The following is a 20960-nucleotide window of genomic DNA, read 5'->3' on the forward strand; positions in this document are numbered from 1 at the left end:
AGAAGTGAAACGCCGTAGCGCCGATGGTAGTGTGGGGTCTCCCCATGCGAGAGTAGGGAACTGCCAGGCATCAAACAGAAAAGCCCCGTACGAAAGTGCGGGGCTTTTTTACGTCTGCAACGCGGTAAAAAGCCAATACTGAGCCGATTATGGCGCGCGGAAGGCCCCCTTTGGGCACTGAAAACTTTCGAATGCTCCTTTCCATATCAATAAAACGCCGGCTAAAAACCGGGCAACTGAGCTCAAACAGGGTTGTTAGCGTAATGAAACGCGATTATAAGCAACGCTGGCAGCTGAGGCGTTGTGCAACCACAGTTAACGCAGTGCGATTATTCGCGTAGCAGAAGAATATTATGCTGAGCGTCATGGGGGGAAACCGCACCTCCGTCGTAGACGAAGATGCGGGGAGAGATAAGAGGGGTTAGTGGATAACCTGGGACAGGAAAGCGCGGGTACGCTCTGACCGAGGATTAGCAAAAAACTCCTGCGGAGGAGCGACTTCCACGATCTCACCGCGATCCATAAAGATCACTCTGTCGGCTACCGTACGGGCAAAGCCCATTTCGTGCGTCACACAAAGCATTGTCATACCATCTTCGGCCAGTCCAATCATCGTATCGAGCACTTCCTTCACCATCTCTGGATCCAGAGCAGAGGTCGGCTCATCAAACAGCATGATTTTAGGCTTCATGCATAGCGAACGTGCGATAGCTACGCGCTGCTGCTGTCCCCCAGAAAGCTGGCCGGGAAACTTATGCGCATGTTCTTCAATACGAACACGCTTGAGGTAGTGCATAGCAAGCTCTTCGGCTTCCTTTTTGGCAATTTTACGCACCCACATGGGCGCCAGCGTGCAGTTCTGCAAAACGGTAAGATGAGGGAAAAGGTTAAAATGTTGAAACACCATACCGACCTCGGTACGGACCCGCTCAATGTTGCGCACATCATCATTCAAATGAATACCATCAACCACAATACGGCCCTTCTGGTGTTCTTCAAGATGGTTGATGCAGCGAATTGTGGTGGATTTGCCTGAACCTGATGGACCACACAAGACGATACGTTCCTGGGGTTTAACCTGAAGATTAATATCTTTCAGCACATGGAATTGCCCGTACCACTTGTTCACATTTTCCAGCGAAATCATCGCATTGGTTGAATCAGTTATTATTTGTGTCATAGAAACCTCAGTGCGATTTGCGCCCGGTGTGAAAACGTTTTTCCAGATACTGGCTGTAACGCGACATGCTAAAACAGAAAATCCAGTAGACCAGCGCGGCAAAGACATAGCCTTCAGTAGACATGCCTAGCCAGGCGGGATCGACGGTAGCCTGCTGCACGCTACTAAACAGATCGAATAAACCAATAATGATGACCAGGCTGGTATCTTTGAATAACGCGATAATGGTATTCACCAGTCCTGGAATAGTCAGCTTTAAGGCCTGCGGAAGGATGACCAGCATTTGCGTCTTCCAGTATCCCAAAGCCAGCGATTCAGCAGCTTCATACTGCCCCTTAGGCAAGGCTTGCAGTCCACCACGTACCACCTCTGCCACATAAGCCGACTGGAACAAGATCACGCCAACCAGTGCACGCACCAGTTTGTCGATGGTCGTTCCTTCTGCCATAAACAACGGCAACATGACCGAAGACATAAACAGAACGGTTATCAGCGGCACGCCGCGCCAGAACTCAATAAAAATCACTGACAGCGTTCGCACCACCGGCATCCGGGAGCGTCGTCCCAGCGCCAGTAAAATCCCCAGCGGTAAGGCGCCAGCGATACCAACGGATGCAATGATCAGCGTCAGTGTAAGCCCACCCCATTGACGGGTTTCCACCCGGTCCAGCCCTAAGAAACCGCCATACAACAGAAACCAGACAACAAGGGGATAGCATACTGCCCATGCGGCAATGTAGCGTCCACGGTAAGGCAGCCGTTTAATAAACATCGGCACAATGGATGCCAGCCCAATGACCAGCGCCAGGTTGATGCGCCAGCGCAGTTCATGTGGATAAAGCCCATACATAAACTGGCCAAAGCGGGCATGAATAAAGACCCAACATGCCCCCTCTTTCGTACAGTCTGCGCGTGTTGTGCCGAACCAGTTTGCATCGAAGATCAGCCAGTTCAGAGCAGGTGGAATCACATGCCAGATAAGCCAGATGCAAAGCAGCGTCAGACAGGTATTAAACCACCCTGAAAACAGATTTTTGCGCGCCCACAGCCAGGCCCGGCTCAGCGGTGATGAGGCTATCTGCGGTGTTTCGTGTGTAGTGACAGACATAGTTATCCCGTTCTCTTAACGCTCAACCAGCGCGATTTTGCGGTTGTAGAAGTTCATCAACATTGAAATTAGCAGGCTGATAATCAGATAGACGCTCATGGTGATAGCAATGGTTTCGATGGCCTGGCCGGTCTGATTCAGGACCGTTCCGGCAAACAACGACACCATATCGGGATAGCCAATTGCCGCAGCCAGAGAAGAGTTCTTCACAATATTCAGATACTGGCTGGTAAGGGGAGGAATGATCACGCGCATCGCCTGAGGGATAATAACCTGACGCAAGGTGACCGGATTGGGTAATCCCAGCGAGCGGGCCGCCTCATGCTGCCCATAGGGCACAGCCTGAATACCTGATCGAATGACTTCCGCAATAAACGAGGAGGTATAAATCGACAGCGCCAGCGTCAGTGCCGCCAGCTCAGGAATCATGACGAAACCGCCCCTAAAGTTAAAGCCGCGTAACTCAGGAATGTCCCAATGCATGGCTGCGCCAAAGCCCAGATGTGCAATGAAGGGAAAGAGTAACAACATCAAAATGGCGACAGGCCAGGTGCGACGAAATTGACCGGTTTTAAGCTGATGCTGACGGTTGAAGCGGAACAGGGCGTAACTCGCGACAACAGCCAAAACGAGGGCAAAAACAAATGGCCAGCTTCCCGGTGCATAGGTCGGCCAGGGCACATACAGGCCACGGTTGCTGACGAAGGCCAGATCGAAAGCATTGAGCGCCTGACGGGGGCCGGGCAGGTTACGTAATACCGCAAAATACCAAAAGAAGATCTGGAGTAAGGGAGGAATATTGCGGAAAGTTTCAATATAGATATTGGCGATTTTACGCAGTAACCAGTTATCTGACAGGCGTGCCAGTCCGATAAAAAAACCCAGAACAGATGCAAAAACAATACAGAGTGCCGAAACCAGTAACGTATTGGTCAGCCCGACCAGAAAGACGCGTGCGTAGGTGTCACCCTCAGTGTAGTCAATAAGATGCTGAACAATGCCGAAACCCGCATTGCGCTCCAGAAAACCAAACCCGGAAGTAATACCGCGATTAGCGAGATTGATAACGGTGTTGTGGATAAGGTAGCCCACCACAGCAACTACAATAATGATCGCAACTATCTGGTAAAGCCAGGCTCGAACCGTGGGATTACCGAACGAAAAATCCCTTTTCACGGTTGGGCGTTGTGACATGTTTAAACCTCAATAACAAAAGCTTTGCTGGGGCACCGTAGAAAACGGTGCCCGACGGGTTGAGGCGCGATTAACGTACCGGTGGCGCGTACTGAATACCGCCCTGATTCCAGAGTGCATTCTGGCCACGAGCGATTTTTAACGGGCTGTCTTTACCGACGTTGCGATCAAAACTTTCCTGATAGTTACCTACCTGTTTAATGATGTTGTAAGCCCATTTGTTATCCAGCTTCAGGTCTTTGCCGAAATCACCTTCAGCGCCCAGCAGGTGAGCCATATCAGGTGTTGCCGGTTTAGCCGTCATTTCATCAACGTTTTTGGAGTTGATGCCCATCTCTTCGGCGTTCAGCATGGCGAAAAGCGACCACTTAACAATGGTGAACCAGTCATCATCACCGCGACGTACAAGCGGCCCCAGTGGTTCTTTAGAAATCACTTCAGGCAAGACGATAAAGTCGTCTGGCTTACCTAATTTAATGCGCAGGGCGTACAGCTGAGACTGGTCAGATGCCAGCGTATCGCAACGACCGCTGTCCAGTGCCTTAGCGGATTCATCAGAGCGATCGAAGGTGACCGGCGTGTACTGCATTTTGTTGGCTTTGAAGAAGTCAGCGACGTTCAGCTCGGTATCGGTGCCCGCCTGAATACAGACGGTCGCACCGTCGAGTTCTTTCGCGCTCTTCAGACCCGCTTTCTTGTGAGTCAGGAAGCCAATGCCGTCGTAGTAGTTGACGCCGGTAAACATGAAGCCCATGCCGCCGTCACGTGATGAAGTCCAGGTGGTGTTGCGAGAAAGCACATCGACTTCGCCGGACTGCAGCGCGGTAAAACGCTCTTTTGCCGTCAGCGGGGTGTACTTCACTTTTGTGGCGTCGCCAAATACGGCGGCCGCGGCAGCACGACAGATATCCACATCAAGGCCGGTAAATTTGCCGCTGGCATCCGCATAAGAGAACCCCGGCAGGCCATCGCTGATCCCACACTGAATGAAGCCTTTCTTTTTAATCGCATCGAGTGTAGGGCCTGCATGGGCCTGCTGAGCAACGGCAAGCAGAGAAGCCGCAGCAACCAGAGTAGAGAGCATCATCTTTTTCATAAAGCATCCTGTGTGGCATGTCATGTTGTGTTGTTATGTATTGCGCACTTTATTGTGCGTCCTGTCTGTGGCGAACGGCCCCCCACGACTTTGCAAAGCCAGTGCCAGGTTTGCAGAATCCTGAAGTCACCTGAAAGATCGGGTAATAATCTGAATTATCTGGAAGGCTGCGTTAATATGACGCACCAAAAGGAAGCATTTCGAGTCGTAGGGATCACATTTAGTGCAAAATGTTTCACTATTTAGCAACATTGTGAGCAGCGTTGCATGCGCTGACTGCAAGCAGGGTGCTCGTTGCGAAAAAAGTAAAGCAGGCTCACACAAGGCCGCTATAGCGGGGCTGAGAGGCAGGAAACGGGAAAAGACAGGGTTGGAAATGAGGACGATATGAAAAAGGCAGCCCGTTAAAAATCACGCTGGCGACTGCAACTACAGTTACCATATTTGACGCAACTGTTTCACAAGTTTTAAAACAATTTGTGTGTCAGGGCACAAATAAAAACGCCAGCCCTGAGGCTGGCGAGATTAACGGCCTGAACCTGAATCAGTTCATGCCGTATTTTTTCAGTTTCTTACGCAGCGTACCGCGGTTGATACCCATCATCAGGGCAGCACGGGTCTGGTTGCCACGGGTATACTGCATCACCATGTCCAACAGAGGCTGCTCGACTTCAGCCAAAACCAGCTCATACAGGTCACTAACATCCTGACCATTCAGTTGAGCAAAATAGTTCTTCAGTGCCTGTTTAACCGAATCACGCAAAGGTTTTTGAGTTACCTGATCCTGTGAGTTAACGGTAGAAACGGTCAGTACGTCAGAATTTACGCGTTGTTCGAACATAGTTCTTTCAGCTCTTTATTTCGTTACGCAAGATTTTCGAAGTATGCCTCCAACGCCTCCAGCTGTTCGCTGGCATCCTCAATGGCGTTGAATGTGCGCCGAAACTGGTCATTTGGGGCATGTTCCTGGAGATACCAGGAGACGTGCTTTCGCGCTATACGGTATCCCTTGCCTGAACCGTAAAAGTCGTGCAGCTCACGTATATGCGAAACAAGCAAACGCTTGACCTCTGCCAGTGGCAGCGGGGCAAGCAGCTCCCCAGTGTCCAGATAATGCTGGATTTCCCGGAAGATCCACGGTCTTCCCTGAGCAGCACGTCCTATCATCAGAGCATCGGCTCCGGTGTAGTCGAGCACTGCTCTGGCTTTATGCGGGTCAGTTATGTCTCCATTCGCGATAATCGGAATAGAAACACTCTGCTTAACTGTCCGAATACTGTCGTATTCAGCGTCTCCGTTGAACAGGCAGGCACGAGTGCGGCCATGTATCGTCAAAGCCTGAATGCCACAGCGTTCAGCCAATTGGGCAATCGCGACACAGTTTCTGTTTTCTGGATCCCATCCGGTACGGATTTTCAGTGTTACCGGGACATCAACAGCATTTACCACGGCAGAGAGAATTGACTCTACTACTGAGGGATACTGCAGTAAGGCGGAGCCCGCCATTTTGCGGTTCACCTTTTTCGCCGGGCAACCCATATTAATATCAATAACCTGTGCACCAGCATCAACATTAATACGTGCAGCCTGGGCCATCTCACTGGGATCACAGCCTGCAATCTGGACGGCACGAATGCCGGGTTCATCACTGTGCACCATGCGTAAACGAGATTTGTCACTGGCCCAGACTTCGGGATTTGATGACAACATCTCAGAAACCGCCATTCCTGCACCCATCTCGTGACAAAGCGTTCTGAAAGGCCTGTCGGTAATACCGGCCATCGGCGCTGCAATCAGTCGATTTCTCAGCTGGAGGTTTCCAATGCGCATGAAGTCGTAATGCCATACTGTGTCTGCAAGGCGGCGTATATTACGCATTTTTTTATGAAGATGAAAGGCCAAACTTTGAACAATTCACAAGAAAACCGCTTTTATCCTGCCCGGACCCTGTTGATAAGGATAAATAACAAGATAAATCAGTAGATTAAGTGTTTGTGTTTATTTTGTGAACAAAGGTTTTTCCGACGAAGATTCGGTATTCACCAGATAAAAAACGTCACATACCGTGATTAACGATACAAGCAGCGGTTTTATCAACCACAAAGACTGCGCCACAGGAGGGTTTAGCCTCAGCCGATTGCAATCGCGGCTCTGGGTGAAACACTGAACGGACAGTAACGAATGTTTAACAGCCCTGCCGATCCGCCAGGGCTGCTGTTGGTACCTGCAATGCCTGAAAGGCTAAGCGGTTTTAACGCCTGTAATACGACACCACTCTTCCTTGACTGCAACGGGATCGAGCGCAAAATGCGTCCTGTAAGCTTCACAGACGCTTTCAGCCTGGCTCTCCAGTACGCCTGACAAACCAAGATGCCCGCCAGATTTAGGCAGGACACCAATAAGCGGTGCCAGCTCGCGGAGCGGCCCGGCCAGGATATTCGCGACCACGACATCAGCCTGCAGGTTTTCCGGCTGCTGATGCGGCAGATACAGGGATAAACGATCGGCCACCCCATTGCGCTCGGCGTTGTCGCGGCTGGCCTGGATCGCCTGGGGATCAATATCAATACCAATAGCCTGCTCCGCCCCAAGTTTAAGCGCCGCAATTGCCAGGATCCCTGAACCGCAGCCAAAATCGATCACGGTTTTACCCGCGAGATCCAGGCCGTCGAGCCACGTCAGGCACAGTGAAGTGGTGGGGTGCGTGCCGGTTCCGAACGCCAGGCCGGGATCGAGCATCACATTGACGGCATCGGGGTCGGGTACATCGCGCCAGCTTGGACAGATCCACAAACGCTCACCGAACCGCATAGGATGGAAGTTTTCCATCCATTCACGTTCCCAGTCTTTGTCTTCGATCTGCTCGATCTTGTGACGGAAATTCTCGCCGAGCAGCGGATGTTGAGACAGTTCCGCAATCACGCCATCCATGTCGCTTTCAGCGTCGAACAATCCGATAACGTCGGTATCACCCCATAAACGCGTTTCACCCGGCATAGGTTCATATACCGGCGTATCGTTTGTGTCCTGAAAGGTCACAGACACGGCACCGACTTCCATTAGCGCGTCGCTCAGTCCTTCCGCGTTTGCGCCAGAACTGTTAATTTTGATTTGAATCCAAGGCATAACGTCTCTCTTAATTCAGTGTTGTGGTGCATCAACCGCATGCGGTAAGCGCCCAAACAGGTTGCCGACCAGGAACGCCAGCAGACTTAACATTAATGACGGCACAATGGGATGAAAACCCCATAGTTGCAGACCAAAGGTTGCCAGAACGGCATAACATCCTCCGCCCACCACCATGCCGCTGACAGCGCCGGCGGCATTAGCGCGCTCCCAATATAAACCCAGCACCAGCGGCCATAAGAACACGGCTTCCAGACCACCAAAAGCCAGCAGGTTGAGCCAGATAATCATGTCTGGCGGATGCCAGGCGACAAACAGCAGTATGACACCCAGCAAAAAGGTCACCGTTCCCGATAATATTCGCAACCGCGGCTCATTATCGATTTGCTGCGGTGCAAGGCGCAGGTAGAGATCTTTCACCAGCGTAGCGGAGGCCTGCAGCAACTGGGCATTGATAGTGGACATGATCGCCGCCATCGGCGCGGCTAAAAACAGCCCGGCAGCCAGTGGTGGTAGCACGGTGATCATCAGCGTAGGGATAACGCTGTCCGGCACGGTCAGGTCAGGTAATACCGCGCGTCCGAGCGCCCCGGCCAGATGCATTCCCAGCATCAGGAGCACAACAACAATGGTGCCAAGCACAATAGCCCGGTGTACCGCTTTACTGTCCTTGTAAGAGATACAGCGAACGGCGGTGTGCGGCAGGCCGATGACGCCAAAGCAGACCAGCACGATAAACGAGCTCAGGAACGTGGGCGTAATAATATCGCCCGGTCCCTCCGGCGACAGCAGCTTGGGATCGATGGCGTGCAGTTTATCGACGGCCGAGTGAATACCGCCAGCGTGGTGAATAACGGCAAACAGCAGTAAAAACGTGCCTATCAGCATCACCACGCCCTGCATCGCATCATTCAGCACACTGGCGCGGAAGCCGCCGAAGGCCGTATAAAGCGCTATTGTGCCGCCAAAGATCAACAGGCCGGTGTCGTAAGGGATCCCGGCAGCGGTTTCCAGCAGACGCGCGCCACCAATAAACTGCACGGCCATCGCGCCCACGAAGGCAACCAGCAGGCTCAGGCTGGCTAACCAGACCAGCAGCGTACTGCCATAGCGTGCATAGAGCATATCGTTAAGGGTCACGGCGTTGTGCTTGCGCGCCAGAATGGCAAACTTTTTACCCAGCACGCCTAACGACAGCCAGACAGCAGGCACCTGTACCATAGCCAGCAGCACCCAGCCCAGGCCATACTTATAGGCTGCACCCGGCCCGCCGATAAACGAGCTCGCACTGATATAGGTGGTCGTAATGGTCATTGCCAGGACAAATCCGCCCATTGAGCGGCTGCCCAGGAAATACTCAGTCAGGAAATTTCCCTGGCGTTGTTTTCGCATCGCAAAGACGGAAAGGCCCGCGATAACAGCCAGATAAGCCAGCAGTGGAAGAATGATTTCAGTATTCATTTTCATCCTCCAGCGACATATTCCGGAAGATCTTACGCACCATCATCCAGCATAAAAAAATGAACAGCAGGGGGGCAAAAAGACAGGAGAGCTCAAACCAGCGAGGTAAGCCGGTCAGGCCAGTGGCATTTCCCCCTAACCAGGCAGAACCGCCCCAGACGGCTAACCAGGCCAGCGTCAGATAGAGTGACCAGCGAGCTTCTTTATGAGCCTGTAAATAACGCGCGTCCATAGTGTGACCTCAACGCCAGCGGGAAAAGAAAAAGGCCGGAATATCCGGCCTCAGACTGACTCAGCGTGGCGATTACTTCTCGTGCAGGCCAAGCTTTTTCTCCAGATAGTGGATATTGGTTCCACCCTGCTGGAAGTTCTCATCGGACATGATTTTCATCTGCAGTTCGATGTTGGTTTTGATACCGTCGATAATCAGCTCCGCCAGGGCATTTTTCATACGTGCAATGGCGATATCGCGGGTTTCACCGTAGGTGATTAACTTGCCAATCATGGAGTCATAATAAGGCGGTACGCTGTAACCGGCATAAATATGAGATTCCCAACGCACGCCAAAACCACCCGGCGCATGGAAGCGGGTGATTTTGCCCGGGCTTGGCAGGAAGCTAACCGGATCTTCCGCGTTGATACGGCACTCGACCGCATGACCGCGAATAATCACGTCTTCCTGCTTGATTGACAGCGGCTGACCCGCAGCAATACGCAGTTGCTCTTTAATCAGGTCAACGCCGGTGATCATCTCGGTAACCGGATGCTCAACCTGGATACGGGTGTTCATTTCAATGAAATAGAACTCGCCGTTTTCATACAGGAATTCAAACGTACCTGCCCCGCGATAGCCAATGTCAATACAGGCTCGGGTGCAACGCTCACCGATGAAGGAACGCAATTCTGGCGTGATCCCCGGTGCTGGCGCTTCTTCCACGACCTTCTGGTGACGACGCTGCATTGAACAGTCGCGTTCGCCCAGATAAATGGCATTGCCCTGGCCGTCGGCCAGTACCTGAATCTCGATATGGCGTGGATTCTCCAGATACTTTTCCATGTAAACCATGTCGTTGTTGAAAGCCGCTTTGGCTTCCGCTTTCGTCATGTTGATGGATTGTTCCAGATCTTTATCGCTACGCACAACGCGCATGCCGCGACCGCCGCCGCCGCCAGAGGCTTTGATAATAACCGGATAGCCGATGCGCTTGGCGAAGGCACGGTTTTTTTCCATGTCATCGGTGAGCGAGCCATCGGAGCCGGGGACGGTAGGAACGCCCGCTTTCTTCATCGCGGTAATCGCGGACACTTTATCGCCCATCAGGCGAATGGTATCGGCTTTCGGACCGACGAAGATAAAGCCAGAGCGCTCAACCTGCTCAGCAAAATCGGCGTTCTCAGAAAGGAAGCCGTAGCCGGGGTGAATCGCCACCGCGCCGGTGATCTCAGCGGCAGAAATCAGCGCCGGGATGTTGAGGTAACTTTTGACCGACTGCGCCGGGCCGATGCAAACCGTTTCGTCTGCCAGCAGCACGTGCTTCAGGTCACGATCCGCGCTTGAATGGACCGCGACAGTCTTGATGCCCAGTTCTTTACAGGCACGCAGAATGCGCAGCGCAATCTCACCGCGGTTAGCAATAACAATTTTATCCAGCATGGTTCGCCCCGTTATTCGATGACAACAAGTGGCTCGTCAAATTCTACCGGCTGACCACTTTCCACCAGAATGGCTTTAACAACGCCAGACTTATCCGCTTCAATCTGGTTCATCATTTTCATGGCTTCAACGATGCACAGCGTGTCACCTGCATTGACTTTCTGACCCACTTCCACGAACGCTTTTGCATCCGGGCTTGGTGTGCGATAGAAGGTTCCTACCATTGGTGAACGTACGATGTGGCCGCTGATCTCAGCAGGCGCGGCTTCTGCAACGGCGGCAACAGGTGCAACGGCTGTCGCCAGAGCAGGCTGTTGAGCAACCGGCGCGGCATAAGCCTGTTGCATCATTGGGTAACCGGTATTTGCAGGTGCGCGACTGATGCGAACAGACTCTTCGCCTTCGGAGATTTCCAGCTCAGAAATGCCAGATTCTTCAACCAGTTCGATCAGTTTTTTAATTTTACGAATATCCATGAATGGGGTTCCGTACTCAGTTTGATTAATTAGTATGAGACAGGCGCTTTACTGCCGTTTGCAATGCCCACGAGTAACCGTCAGCGCCAAGCCCACAAATGACGCCAGCAGAGACATCAGAAAAATAGGAGTGATGGCGAAAAGGCTCGCGACCGTGCACATTTGACAGGTGAACTTCGATAAAGGGAATATTCACCGCTAGCAGCGCATCACGTAATGCTACGCTGGTATGCGTAAACGCAGCAGGATTGATAAGGATATAATCCACATTGCCTTTTGCCTCATGAATGCGATCAATAAGCTGAAATTCAGCATTGGATTGCATATGGCTTAATCTTACATTCAGCTGGTCTGCCTGATGGCTCAAATCGGAAACGATCTGATCCAGGGTGACATCCCCGTATTTTTCAGGCTCGCGCGTCCCTAACAGATTAAGGTTGGGACCGTTCAAAAGCAGAATATGTAATTTGTCGGCCATCTTGCTGCCATCTCCCGCAATCATTGAGGCATCGCGTAAAATACCTTGCCGCTTTCCATTTGTCACCCGTCACAGTAAAAAAGAAGCGTCATATCGCAATAAAGCCGGGCATTATATCCGTTTCGTGGCATTTCGCAGCAAAATACTGGTCTTATCTGCGAAGTTGATCGGGTGCGGCCTGTGGACCCCATTTTTCGCAGACGTTAGGAGAAGCGCAGAGGCTAACGCGGCCACCATTTAATGAACTTTTTATAGCGCCAGGCTAACAGGATCAGGGCGAAAAGCGCGTAGATGACAGGCTGGGGAGAAAGGATTTTTACCGACCATATGTAGTGAATTGGGGCCAAAATCGCGACCAGATAAATCGCGTTGTGCAAGGTTTGCCAGCGTCTGCCCAGTTTTCGCTGCATGCGTTGAAAAGAGGTCACCGCCAGCGCCAGCAGAATAAACCAGCAAATAATTCCCAGCGTGAGATAGGGGCGTGAAATCAGTTCGCTACCGAGCAGACCAAGGTTGTTAATGCCCAGTTCCAGCAGGTAGTAGCTGGTTAAATGCAGGCTGGCCCAGAAAAAAGTCCAGATCCCCAGCAGCCGTCGGGTGCGAATGAGTAAAGGCTGTTTGGCGATGCGCGTTAACGGCGAGACAAGCAGCGTCGCCAGTAGCAGTTTCAGCGCCATACGGCCGGTAAAATGCTGGATATCTTTGGCGGGATCGGCGCTAAGACCGCCCTGCATAGCGGCCATAATCAAGTAAACCAGCGGTAAGAAAGCCGCCAGATGTAGCAGGACTTTAAGCCAGCCGATCTGCTTTATTGTCAGGCGCACTCAATAATTCTCCCGCAAATCCATACCGCGATACAGCGACGCGACCTGATCGGCATAACCGTTGAAGAGTAATGTTGGCTGACGATCCACATTAAAGCTGCTGCCCGGACCAATAAAACGCTCGGTCGCCTGCGACCAGCGTGGATGATTAACATGCGGATTAACGTTGGCATAGAAGCCGTACTCGTTATCGGCAATCTGGTTCCAGGTCGTCGGTGGCTGATCATGCGTCAGCGTGATTTTCACAATGGACTTGATGCCCTTGAAGCCATATTTCCACGGGACCGTCAGGCGAATCGGGGCACCATTCTGCGGGGGCAGCGCTTTACCGTAAACGCCTGTCGTCAGAATCGTGAGGGGATGCATGGCTTCATCCAGACGTAAACCTTCTACATAAGGGTAATTTAGCCCGCCGCCGATAAAGCGATCTTTTTGACCAGGCATCTGATCGGGAGCATAAAGCGTCTGGAAAGCGACAAAACGCGCTTTGCTGGTGGGTTCTGCCAGCTTCAGGAGTCTATTGAGTTCGAAACCTATCCAGGGCACCACCATCGACCAGGCTTCAACGCATCGCATCCGATAGATACGCTGCTCCATGGCAAAGCGTTTGAAGATATCATCCATATCTAATGTGATGGGCTTTGCCACTTCGCCTTCAATCGTCAGCTTCCAGGGATCGGTCTTTAGCGTCCCCGCATTGGCGGCCGGATCGGCTTTATCAAGGCCAAACTCATAGAAATTGTTATAGCCCGAAACCTTGTCTGCAGGCGTCAACGGCAGGTTAGCCTGGTATTGTGCAGGTTTGGTAAAGTCCAGAGGGCGGCCTGCGGGCGCGGGTGGGCGGTCATTGCCTTTAAACCAACTCAGAATATCGGCGTTGGCCATGCCGGGAATGCTGATAGCGGCAGCGCCCAGACCCAGGGTCTGAAGCACGCGACGACGATTCATATTAAAGATGTTTTCTGGCGTTACATCAGCTTCAGTCAGGCGTTTTTTCAGCGTCATCGTCTCTTCTCCGGCTCGATTTTCATCATCAGCATGATGACTATTACTTAAGCTGGCGAATTTTGCCGCAAAAATGTGAAATTTCCTGGTAAACCCTTCCAATGAGAATGCGCTGAAAAAAGGATAATTAAGCGCTCTGGACCTTTCTCAACGGTATACTTCGGCTTCATGCACGACCTCGCTGCCGCCGGGAACAATTTGTGTTATTTTTCTCAAAATTTCTCCCGGCGGACGGGCAGAGGGGCGGCGTGATTCGGCTACAACCGTAGTGAAACAGGCACAGGGATGCGATTAACTACCAAACTTTCTGCATTTATTACATTTATTAGCGTACTGGCAATGGTTTTAATGCTGGTGGGCTGTGCTTTTAGCGTTTTCTGGCTCACGCATCAACGCGTTGAAAATCGCGTACAGGTTTTGGCAACGGAAGTGGATAAAGTCTTGCTAAAACAGCCGCCCGATGCGTTAGAAGCCTGGCTTGCGCCGGTCTTACCCGTCATCAACGCTGAGCAATTATCTTTATACAATGGCCGGCAGAATGTTTTTACGCTTTCCCGCCACGAAAACCAGATGCTGCAACATCAAAAAAACCGCTACATCCACTTTGACATTGCGCTGATGCATCAGCCGGGTATGCGTTTGCAATTGACGATACTTGACCCGGCACAAACCTGGCTACGATCTATTCCCACCACCTATACGCTTGCCGCCCTGATGCTGGTGGTGCTGATTATGGCGGTGACGCTGTTCATCACCCATCGCTGGCTGGTAAGACAATGGCGCGGAATGGAACAGTTGGAGAGCCGGTCGGCATCAATTCTCAGCGGCGCGCGCCAGCTTTATCGCCAGAAGCATGCTGATGAGTGGCCGCCCAAAGCCAGCCGGGCAATTGACGTCTTGCTCTCCGATTTACAGGAAGCCGGTGAGCAGCGTGTGCGCATTGATACCTTAATTCGTACCTTCGCTGCACAGGACGGGCGGACGGGGCTGAATAATCGCCTTTTCTTCGACAGTCAGCTGGCAACGCTGCTTGAAGATCAGGAAGATGTTGGCACGCATGGCGTGGTCATGATGATCCGTTTTCCTGAACTTGATACACATGATGATTCACTGGGGCCCGTGCTGGTCGAAGAGTATCTCTTCAATGTCGTGAATATGTTGTCGACCTTTGTCATGCGTTACCCCGGCGCACTTCTGGCCCGCTATTTTCGCAGCGATTTTGCGGTCTTACTGCCGCACCGCAGCCTGAAAGAGGCTAACAGCATCGCCGATCACCTCATCAATGCGGTCGATGCCCTGCCGCCTATGCGCATGGTCAACCGGGACGATTTTATCCACATTGGTATCAGCGCCTGGCACAGCGGACAGACGGTGCCCCAGGTCATGGAAAACGTTGAAATGGCCACGCGTCGGGCAACCCTGTCGGGCGGAAACAACTGGTCCAATGGCGCAGGAAATCCCCTGGATGCCGGGCGCGGCAGCGTTCGCTGGCGTACTCTGCTGGAAAATACCTTAAGTCGCGGCGGCCCCCGGTTATATCAAAAGCCCGCCGTGGACAGAGAGGGTAAGGTGCGGCATCGCGTTCTGCTCACGCGCATTTTTGACGGGGATAAAGAGGTCCTGTCGGCAGAATATATGCCCCTGGTTCAGCAGCTCGGTATGGCTGAGAACTGGGACCGGCAGATGGTATTACGCGTTGCCGCACTCTCTGAATTGTGGCCGGAAGAGACGCTGGCGATCCCCGTTAACATTGAGTCGTTGCTGAAACGTCCCTTTATTGCCTGGTTGTACACGATGTTGCTGCAGTGCCCAAAAAGTCAAAGAAAGCGATTTTTATTTGAACTTGCAGAAGGGGACGTCTGTCAACACATCAGCGATTTGATTCCCGTATTTCACGCATTGCAGGCGTTCGGTTGTCGCATCGCCGTTAATCAGGCGGGTTTGACGGTGGTCAGCAGTGCCTATATCCGGCAATTACCGGTTGAGTTGATCAAGCTGGATGCGGGTTTAGTACGTAATATTGAGCGACGTACAGAAAACCAGCTGTTCGTGCGAAGCTTACTGGATGTTTGCAAACCCACCGGGACGCAGCTGTATGCGACTGGTGTGCGAACGCACGCAGAGTGGCAGACTTTGGTCGGGTTAGGTGTAGAAGGTGGTCAGGGTGACTTTTTTTCACCTTCACAACCGGTTAACAGTAACGTAAAAAAGTACTCCCAACGTTACCGTTTTTAATCGTTTGACCGGTTTCAGGGTTATCGCCTGCGCTTTTGGTGAATATGTGACAATAAACAGGCAGAATAATGCGCCTGAAATGTTAGATTTTATGTCGGAGTAAAGTTAAGAAAATTCTTTAACATGCCGCTCTGATGCCGTGGTATCGCTGTTCCGCTCGTGTGCGTAACAGGCATAAATGATGTAAAGCGAATGCAGTCTAATTTTTCACCGAAGCAGAACGTTTTTGCGCCTTGTGGCAGCTTCGTGTGGTTGGTAAAGTAAGCGGATTTTATTTTCCGCCTCCAGCTTGCAGGATTATCCTTTAGTATGTTTAAAAAATTTCGTGGCATGTTTTCAAATGACTTGTCCATTGACCTGGGTACCGCGAACACCCTGATTTATGTAAAAGGACAAGGCATCGTGCTGAACGAGCCTTCCGTGGTTGCTATTCGCCAGGATCGTGCCGGTTCACCAAAAAGCGTGGCGGCAGTAGGTCATGACGCCAAACAGATGCTTGGCCGTACGCCAGGCAATATCGCAGCTATTCGTCCAATGAAAGATGGCGTTATCGCCGATTTCTTTGTGACGGAAAAAATGCTGCAGCACTTCATTAAGCAGGTTCACAGCAACAGCTTTATGCGTCCAAGCCCGCGCGTGCTGGTCTGTGTGCCAGTTGGCGCTACCCAGGTTGAACGTCGTGCGATTCGCGAATCGGCCCAGGGCGCTGGCGCCCGCGAAGTTTTCCTGATTGAAGAGCCGATGGCGGCCGCGATTGGTGCTGGCCTACCGGTTTCCGAAGCAACGGGTTCTATGGTCGTCGATATCGGTGGTGGTACCACTGAAGTCGCCGTTATTTCCCTGAACGGCGTCGTGTACTCGTCATCCGTCCGTATCGGCGGTGATCGTTTCGACGAAGCCATTATTAATTATGTGCGCCGTAACTATGGTTCACTGATTGGTGAAGCCACGGCAGAACGCATCAAGCATGAGATCGGCTCGGCTTATCCGGGCGATGAAGTGCGCGAAATTGAAGTGCGTGGACGTAACCTGGCGGAAGGTGTGCCACGCGGCTTTACACTTAATTCCAACGAGATTCTTGAAGCCCTGCAAGAGCCTCTGACCGGTATCGTCAGTGCAGTCATGGTTGCGCTGGAACAGTGCCCGCCGGAGCTGGCATCTGATATCTCCGAGCGCGGTATGGTACTGACCGGTGGTGGTGCGCTGCTGCGTAACCTGGATCGCCTGCTGATGGAAGAAACCGGTATTCCTGTGGTCGTCGCGGAAGATCCCCTGACCTGCGTGGCTCGCGGTGGCGGTAAAGCGTTGGAAATGATCGACATGCATGGCGGCGATTTATTCAGCGAAGAATAATTGCCTCAACCGGCTGGAATCGTTGTAACAGTGCGCAGGGAGTAGCGTGTAAACCGGCGCTGCGTGCATCGGTATGATGTGACCAGCCCAGGAAAGTGCGGCCCGCCCGTACTTTCTTACCTTGTAGTCGAGGAACACGCAGATTATATGAAGCCGATTTTTAGCAGAGGGCCTTCTCTGCAATTGCGTCTATTTCTGGCGGTGATTGTGGCGATTGCCATTATCATCGCTGATAGTCGCGTGAGTTCATTTACTCAAATACGCAACTATCTGGACACGTCGGTCAGTCCGTTTTACTTCCTGGCCAACGGGCCGCGCCAGCTACTTGATGGCGTGTCAGACACGCTGGCTTCTCGCCAGCAGCTCGAACTGGAAAATAAAGCGTTACGTCGAGAGCTTTTTCTGAAGAACAGCGACCTGCTCATGCTGGGGCAATATAAGCAGGAGAACGCGCGCCTGCGCGAGCTGCTGGGTTCCCCACTGCGTCAGGACGAGCACAAGATGGTGACCCAAGTGATCTCTACCGGCACCGATCCTTACACCGATCAGGTCGTGATCGATAAGGGCAGTGCGAATGGCGTATACGAAGGCCAGCCGGTTATCAGTGATAAAGGTGTGGTCGGTCAGGTGATTGCCGTAGGCCAGTTCACCAGCCGTGTTCTGTTGATTTGTGATGCATCACATGCGCTGCCTATTCAGGTGCTGCGCAATGACATTCGTGTCATCGCAGCGGGCAATGGCTGTACGGAAGATCTGCAGCTGGAGCATCTGCCGGGCAATACTGACATTCGCGTTGGTGACGTGCTGGTCACCTCTGGTTTAGGTGGCCGTTTCCCTGAAGGCTATCCGGTGGGTGTTGTGTCATCGGTCAAGGTTGACACACAGCGCGCCTACACGGTCATTCAGGCGCATCCCACCGCGGGTCTGCAACGTCTGCGTTACCTGCTGCTGCTGTGGGGCGCGGATCGCAAAGGCGAGATGCCGATGGCACCTGACGATGTTCATCGGGTAGCTAATGAACGGCTGATGCAAATGATGCCGCAGGTTCTGCCTCCCGCCGGTGAAATGGGCCCTCCTGCGCCTTCAGCGCAGAACACCACTCCGGCTTCGGGCAGTAGCGAAAGCGCCGCACAGGGTTCCGCTTCGCGCTCACGCGGAGGCCAGAATTGAGTCGATATCGCAGCCAGGGTCGATGGGTTATCTGGCTGTCCTTCCTTATGGCCTTTATTCTGCAAATCATGCCGTGGCCGGAACAGATCTATATGTTCCGGCCATCATGGCTATTGCTGATTCTCGTGTATTGGGTTCTGGCGCTACCGCACCGTGTCAACGTCGGAAGTGGTTTTCTGCTGGGAGCGATTATGGATTTAATCGCGGGTTCGACGCTCGGCGTTCGGGCGTTGGCGCTGAGCATCATCGCCTATCTGGTCGCATTTAAATTCCAGTTATTCCGTAACTTAGCATTGTGGCAGCAGGCGTTAATGGTTATGGTGCTGTCATTAGCAATGGATGTGATCGTCTTCTGGGCGGAGTTTTTGGTGATCAACGTCTCATTCCGCCCTGAAATTTTCTGGAGCAGTGTTGTCGACGGGATTCTCTGGCCGTGGCTATTCTTATTAATGAGAAAGATCCGCCGTCAGTTCGCTGTTCAATAAGGAAATTTATGGTAACCCTTTATCTGGCCTCCGCGTCTCCCCGTCGACGTGAGCTGCTGACCCAACTGGGTCTGACCTTTGAGCGCATCATCACTGACGTTGAAGAACAGCGTCAGCCCCATGAAGCGGCAGACGTTTATGTCCGCCGCCTGGCGCATGACAAAGCGAAAGCCGGTACGCTGATTGCCCAACACGATCTGCCGGTGCTGGGCGCGGATACCATTGTCGTGCTCAATGGAGAAGTGCTGGAAAAACCGCACGATGCCGACCATGCCAGCGCCATGCTCAGTAAACTCTCCGGGAAAACCCATCAGGTCATGACCGCAATTGCCCTCGCCGATCGTCAGCAGGTGCTGGACTGCCTGGTGGTAACCGAGGTGACATTTCGTAACTTAACCGCGCGCGACATTACCGATTACATCGCAACAGGTGAACCCATGGATAAAGCCGGCGCGTACGGCATTCAGGGGAAGGGCGGAAACTTTGTTCGTAAAATCAATGGAAGTTATCACGCGGTGGTCGGATTGCCCTTGGTTGAGACAGCGGAGCTGATCGACCATTTTCAGTCACTGCGTGCCGTAAGGGGTTAACATGACGGCTGAACTACTGGTTAACGTTACGCCTGCTGAAACGCGTGTCGCCTATATCGACGGCGGCATCCTGCAGGAAATCCATATTGAGCGTGAAGCCCGACGCGGCATCGTTGGCAATATCTACAAGGGACGCGTCAGTCGCGTGCTGCCTGGCATGCAGGCGGCCTTTGTGGATATCGGACTGGACAAGGCCGCTTTCCTGCATGCTTCTGACATCATGCCGCATACGGAATGTGTCGCAGGCGATGAAAAGAAAAATTTTGTCGTACGCGATATCGCAGAACTGGTTCGTCAGGGGCAGGATTTGGTCGTGCAGGTAGTGAAAGACCCGCTTGGCACAAAAGGCGCGCGCCTGACTACGGATATCACATTGCCTTCCCGTTATTTGGTGTTCATGCCTGGTGCTGCGCACGTCGGGGTTTCTCAACGTATTGCCAGTGAAAAAGAACGCGAGCGTCTCAAAGCGGTGGTGGCTGACTACTGCGACGATCTGGGCGGCTTTATTATTCGCACGGCAGCCGAAGGCATTGGCGAAGAAGAGCTGGCACAGGATGCCGCCTTTCTGAAACGTCTGTGGACCAAAGTCAGCGAGCGGAAAAAACGTAACCAGACACGTTGCCTGCTTTATGGCGAACTGGCGCTGGCGCAGCGTATTCTGCGAGACTTTGCCGGCGCAGCCCTTGACCGCATTCGCGTAGACTCGCGGCTGACCTGTGATTTACTTAACGAGTTTACCAGCGAATACATCCCCGAGATGGCCAGCAAGCTCGAACTTTACAACGGCAAGCAGCCCATCTTCGATCTGTTCGACGTTGAAAATGAGATTCAACGCTCGCTGGAGCGTAAAGTTGAACTCAAATCTGGCGGATACCTCATCATCGATCAAACTGAAGCGATGACGACAATAGACATCAACACGGGTGCCTTTGTCGGACACCGAAACCTTGATGAGACGATCTTTAATACCAACGTGGAAGCCACTCAGGCCATTGCACGTCAGCTAAGGCTTCGCAACCTTGGCGGCATTATTATCATCGACTTCATTGATATGAGTAATGAAGATCATCGTCGTCGCGTACTGCATTCACTGGAAACGGCGCTGAATAAAGATCGGGTCAAGACCGGTATCAGCGGTTTTTCCGCATTGGGGCTGGTGGAAATGACCCGCAAGCGCACGCGCGAAAGCATTGAGCACGTGCTGTGCGAAGACTGTCCTGTGTGCAAAGGGCGCGGCACGCTGAAAACGGTTGAAACCGTGTGCTATGAAATCATGCGCGAAATCGTCCGCGTGCACCATGCTTATGATTCGGATCGTTTCCTGGTGTATGTTTCGCCAACCGTAGGTGAAGCGTTGAAAACGGATGAGTCCCATGCGCTGGCCGAAGTGGAGCTTTTCGTGGGCAAGCAGGTAAAGGTGCATGTCGAAGCGCTTTACACCCAGGAACAATTTGACGTGGTGATGATGTAATACTGGCTGGTCGGGCTGACGATGCCTGACTGCACATTTTAGGGTAAAATGTGA

Annotated in this window: 20 protein-coding genes; 6 read left to right on the forward strand and 14 right to left on the reverse strand. The window is 52.5% G+C overall.

Features of this window, described 5'->3' with window-relative positions; translation table 11 throughout:
- Positions 1-421: 421 nt before the first annotated feature.
- The 14 genes from QLG08_RS00530 to msrP form a co-directional block, all read right to left on the reverse strand.
- Positions 422-1180, reverse strand: coding sequence for an amino acid ABC transporter ATP-binding protein (locus QLG08_RS00530; RefSeq protein WP_013027445.1), 759 nt, complete (start codon positions 1178-1180; stop codon positions 422-424).
- A gap of 7 nt (positions 1181-1187) precedes the next feature.
- Positions 1188-2294, reverse strand: coding sequence for an amino acid ABC transporter permease (locus QLG08_RS00535; RefSeq protein ID WP_026020914.1), 1107 nt, complete (start codon positions 2292-2294; stop codon positions 1188-1190).
- A 9-nt stretch (positions 2295-2303) separates the two neighbouring features.
- A complete protein-coding gene (locus QLG08_RS00540; protein WP_014594745.1) occupies positions 2304-3482 on the reverse strand; it encodes an amino acid ABC transporter permease in 1179 nt (392 codons plus the stop codon).
- Positions 3483-3552: 70 nt separating this feature from the next.
- Positions 3553-4578, reverse strand: coding sequence for an amino acid ABC transporter substrate-binding protein (locus tag QLG08_RS00545; RefSeq protein WP_014604880.1), 1026 nt, complete (start codon positions 4576-4578; stop codon positions 3553-3555).
- Between the two features lie 544 nt (positions 4579-5122).
- A complete protein-coding gene (gene fis, locus QLG08_RS00550; protein ID WP_003855228.1) occupies positions 5123-5419 on the reverse strand; it encodes a DNA-binding transcriptional regulator Fis in 297 nt (98 codons plus the stop codon).
- A 23-nt stretch (positions 5420-5442) separates the two neighbouring features.
- On the reverse strand, positions 5443-6408 hold the full coding sequence (dusB, locus tag QLG08_RS00555) for a tRNA dihydrouridine synthase DusB (protein WP_014604881.1): 966 nt from the start codon (positions 6406-6408) through the stop codon (positions 5443-5445).
- A gap of 411 nt (positions 6409-6819) precedes the next feature.
- Positions 6820-7704 (reverse strand): 50S ribosomal protein L11 methyltransferase, encoded by an 885-nt coding sequence (gene prmA, locus QLG08_RS00560; protein ID WP_019104915.1) that lies wholly within the window; start codon positions 7702-7704, stop codon positions 6820-6822.
- A gap of 15 nt (positions 7705-7719) precedes the next feature.
- Positions 7720-9165 (reverse strand): sodium/pantothenate symporter, encoded by a 1446-nt coding sequence (gene panF / locus QLG08_RS00565; RefSeq protein WP_019104914.1) that lies wholly within the window; start codon positions 9163-9165, stop codon positions 7720-7722.
- Positions 9155-9397, reverse strand: coding sequence for a YhdT family protein (locus QLG08_RS00570; protein WP_014594741.1), 243 nt, complete (start codon positions 9395-9397; stop codon positions 9155-9157). The genes panF and QLG08_RS00570 overlap by 11 nt, the downstream gene beginning before the upstream one ends.
- Before the next feature lie 72 nt (positions 9398-9469).
- A complete protein-coding gene (accC, locus tag QLG08_RS00575) occupies positions 9470-10819 on the reverse strand; it encodes an acetyl-CoA carboxylase biotin carboxylase subunit (RefSeq protein WP_013027437.1) in 1350 nt (449 codons plus the stop codon).
- Positions 10820-10830: 11 nt separating this feature from the next.
- Positions 10831-11295, reverse strand: a complete 465-nt coding sequence (gene accB / locus QLG08_RS00580) for an acetyl-CoA carboxylase biotin carboxyl carrier protein (protein WP_013027436.1) — start codon at positions 11293-11295, stop codon at positions 10831-10833.
- Between the two features lie 25 nt (positions 11296-11320).
- The gene (gene aroQ, locus QLG08_RS00585; RefSeq protein ID WP_024472015.1) at positions 11321-11773 is read right to left on the reverse strand and encodes a type II 3-dehydroquinate dehydratase; all 453 of its coding nucleotides are present in this window, start codon (positions 11771-11773) and stop codon (positions 11321-11323) included.
- A gap of 221 nt (positions 11774-11994) precedes the next feature.
- Positions 11995-12597, reverse strand: a complete 603-nt coding sequence (gene msrQ, locus QLG08_RS00590) for a protein-methionine-sulfoxide reductase heme-binding subunit MsrQ (RefSeq protein WP_013027434.1) — start codon at positions 12595-12597, stop codon at positions 11995-11997.
- Positions 12598-13602: a protein-methionine-sulfoxide reductase catalytic subunit MsrP gene (msrP, locus tag QLG08_RS00595; RefSeq protein WP_019104913.1), complete on the reverse strand. Its 1005-nt coding sequence runs from the start codon at positions 13600-13602 to the stop codon at positions 12598-12600.
- A 285-nt stretch (positions 13603-13887) separates the two neighbouring features.
- Between msrP and csrD the strand changes: the two genes are divergently transcribed.
- From csrD to rng, 6 genes are all read left to right on the forward strand, one after another.
- On the forward strand, positions 13888-15837 hold the full coding sequence (gene csrD / locus QLG08_RS00600) for an RNase E specificity factor CsrD (protein ID WP_022622402.1): 1950 nt from the start codon (positions 13888-13890) through the stop codon (positions 15835-15837).
- Between the two features lie 309 nt (positions 15838-16146).
- Entirely contained in the window at positions 16147-17190 is a 1044-nt protein-coding gene (gene mreB, locus QLG08_RS00605) for a rod shape-determining protein MreB (RefSeq protein ID WP_003855260.1), read from the forward strand.
- Between the two features lie 147 nt (positions 17191-17337).
- Complete coding sequence (gene mreC / locus QLG08_RS00610) at positions 17338-18360, forward strand: rod shape-determining protein MreC (protein ID WP_014594736.1); 1023 nt, start codon at positions 17338-17340, stop codon at positions 18358-18360.
- Complete coding sequence (mreD, locus tag QLG08_RS00615; protein ID WP_006120976.1) at positions 18357-18845, forward strand: rod shape-determining protein MreD; 489 nt, start codon at positions 18357-18359, stop codon at positions 18843-18845. The genes mreC and mreD overlap by 4 nt, the downstream gene beginning before the upstream one ends.
- A gap of 8 nt (positions 18846-18853) precedes the next feature.
- Entirely contained in the window at positions 18854-19435 is a 582-nt protein-coding gene (locus QLG08_RS00620) for a Maf family protein (RefSeq protein WP_014594735.1), read from the forward strand.
- A gap of 1 nt (position 19436) precedes the next feature.
- Positions 19437-20906: a ribonuclease G gene (gene rng / locus QLG08_RS00625; protein WP_013027429.1), complete on the forward strand. Its 1470-nt coding sequence runs from the start codon at positions 19437-19439 to the stop codon at positions 20904-20906.
- Positions 20907-20960: the final 54 nt, after the last annotated feature.

This window comes from Pantoea sp. V106_11 (genome assembly GCF_029967885.1).
Lineage (GTDB): Bacteria > Pseudomonadota > Gammaproteobacteria > Enterobacterales > Enterobacteriaceae > Pantoea > Pantoea ananatis.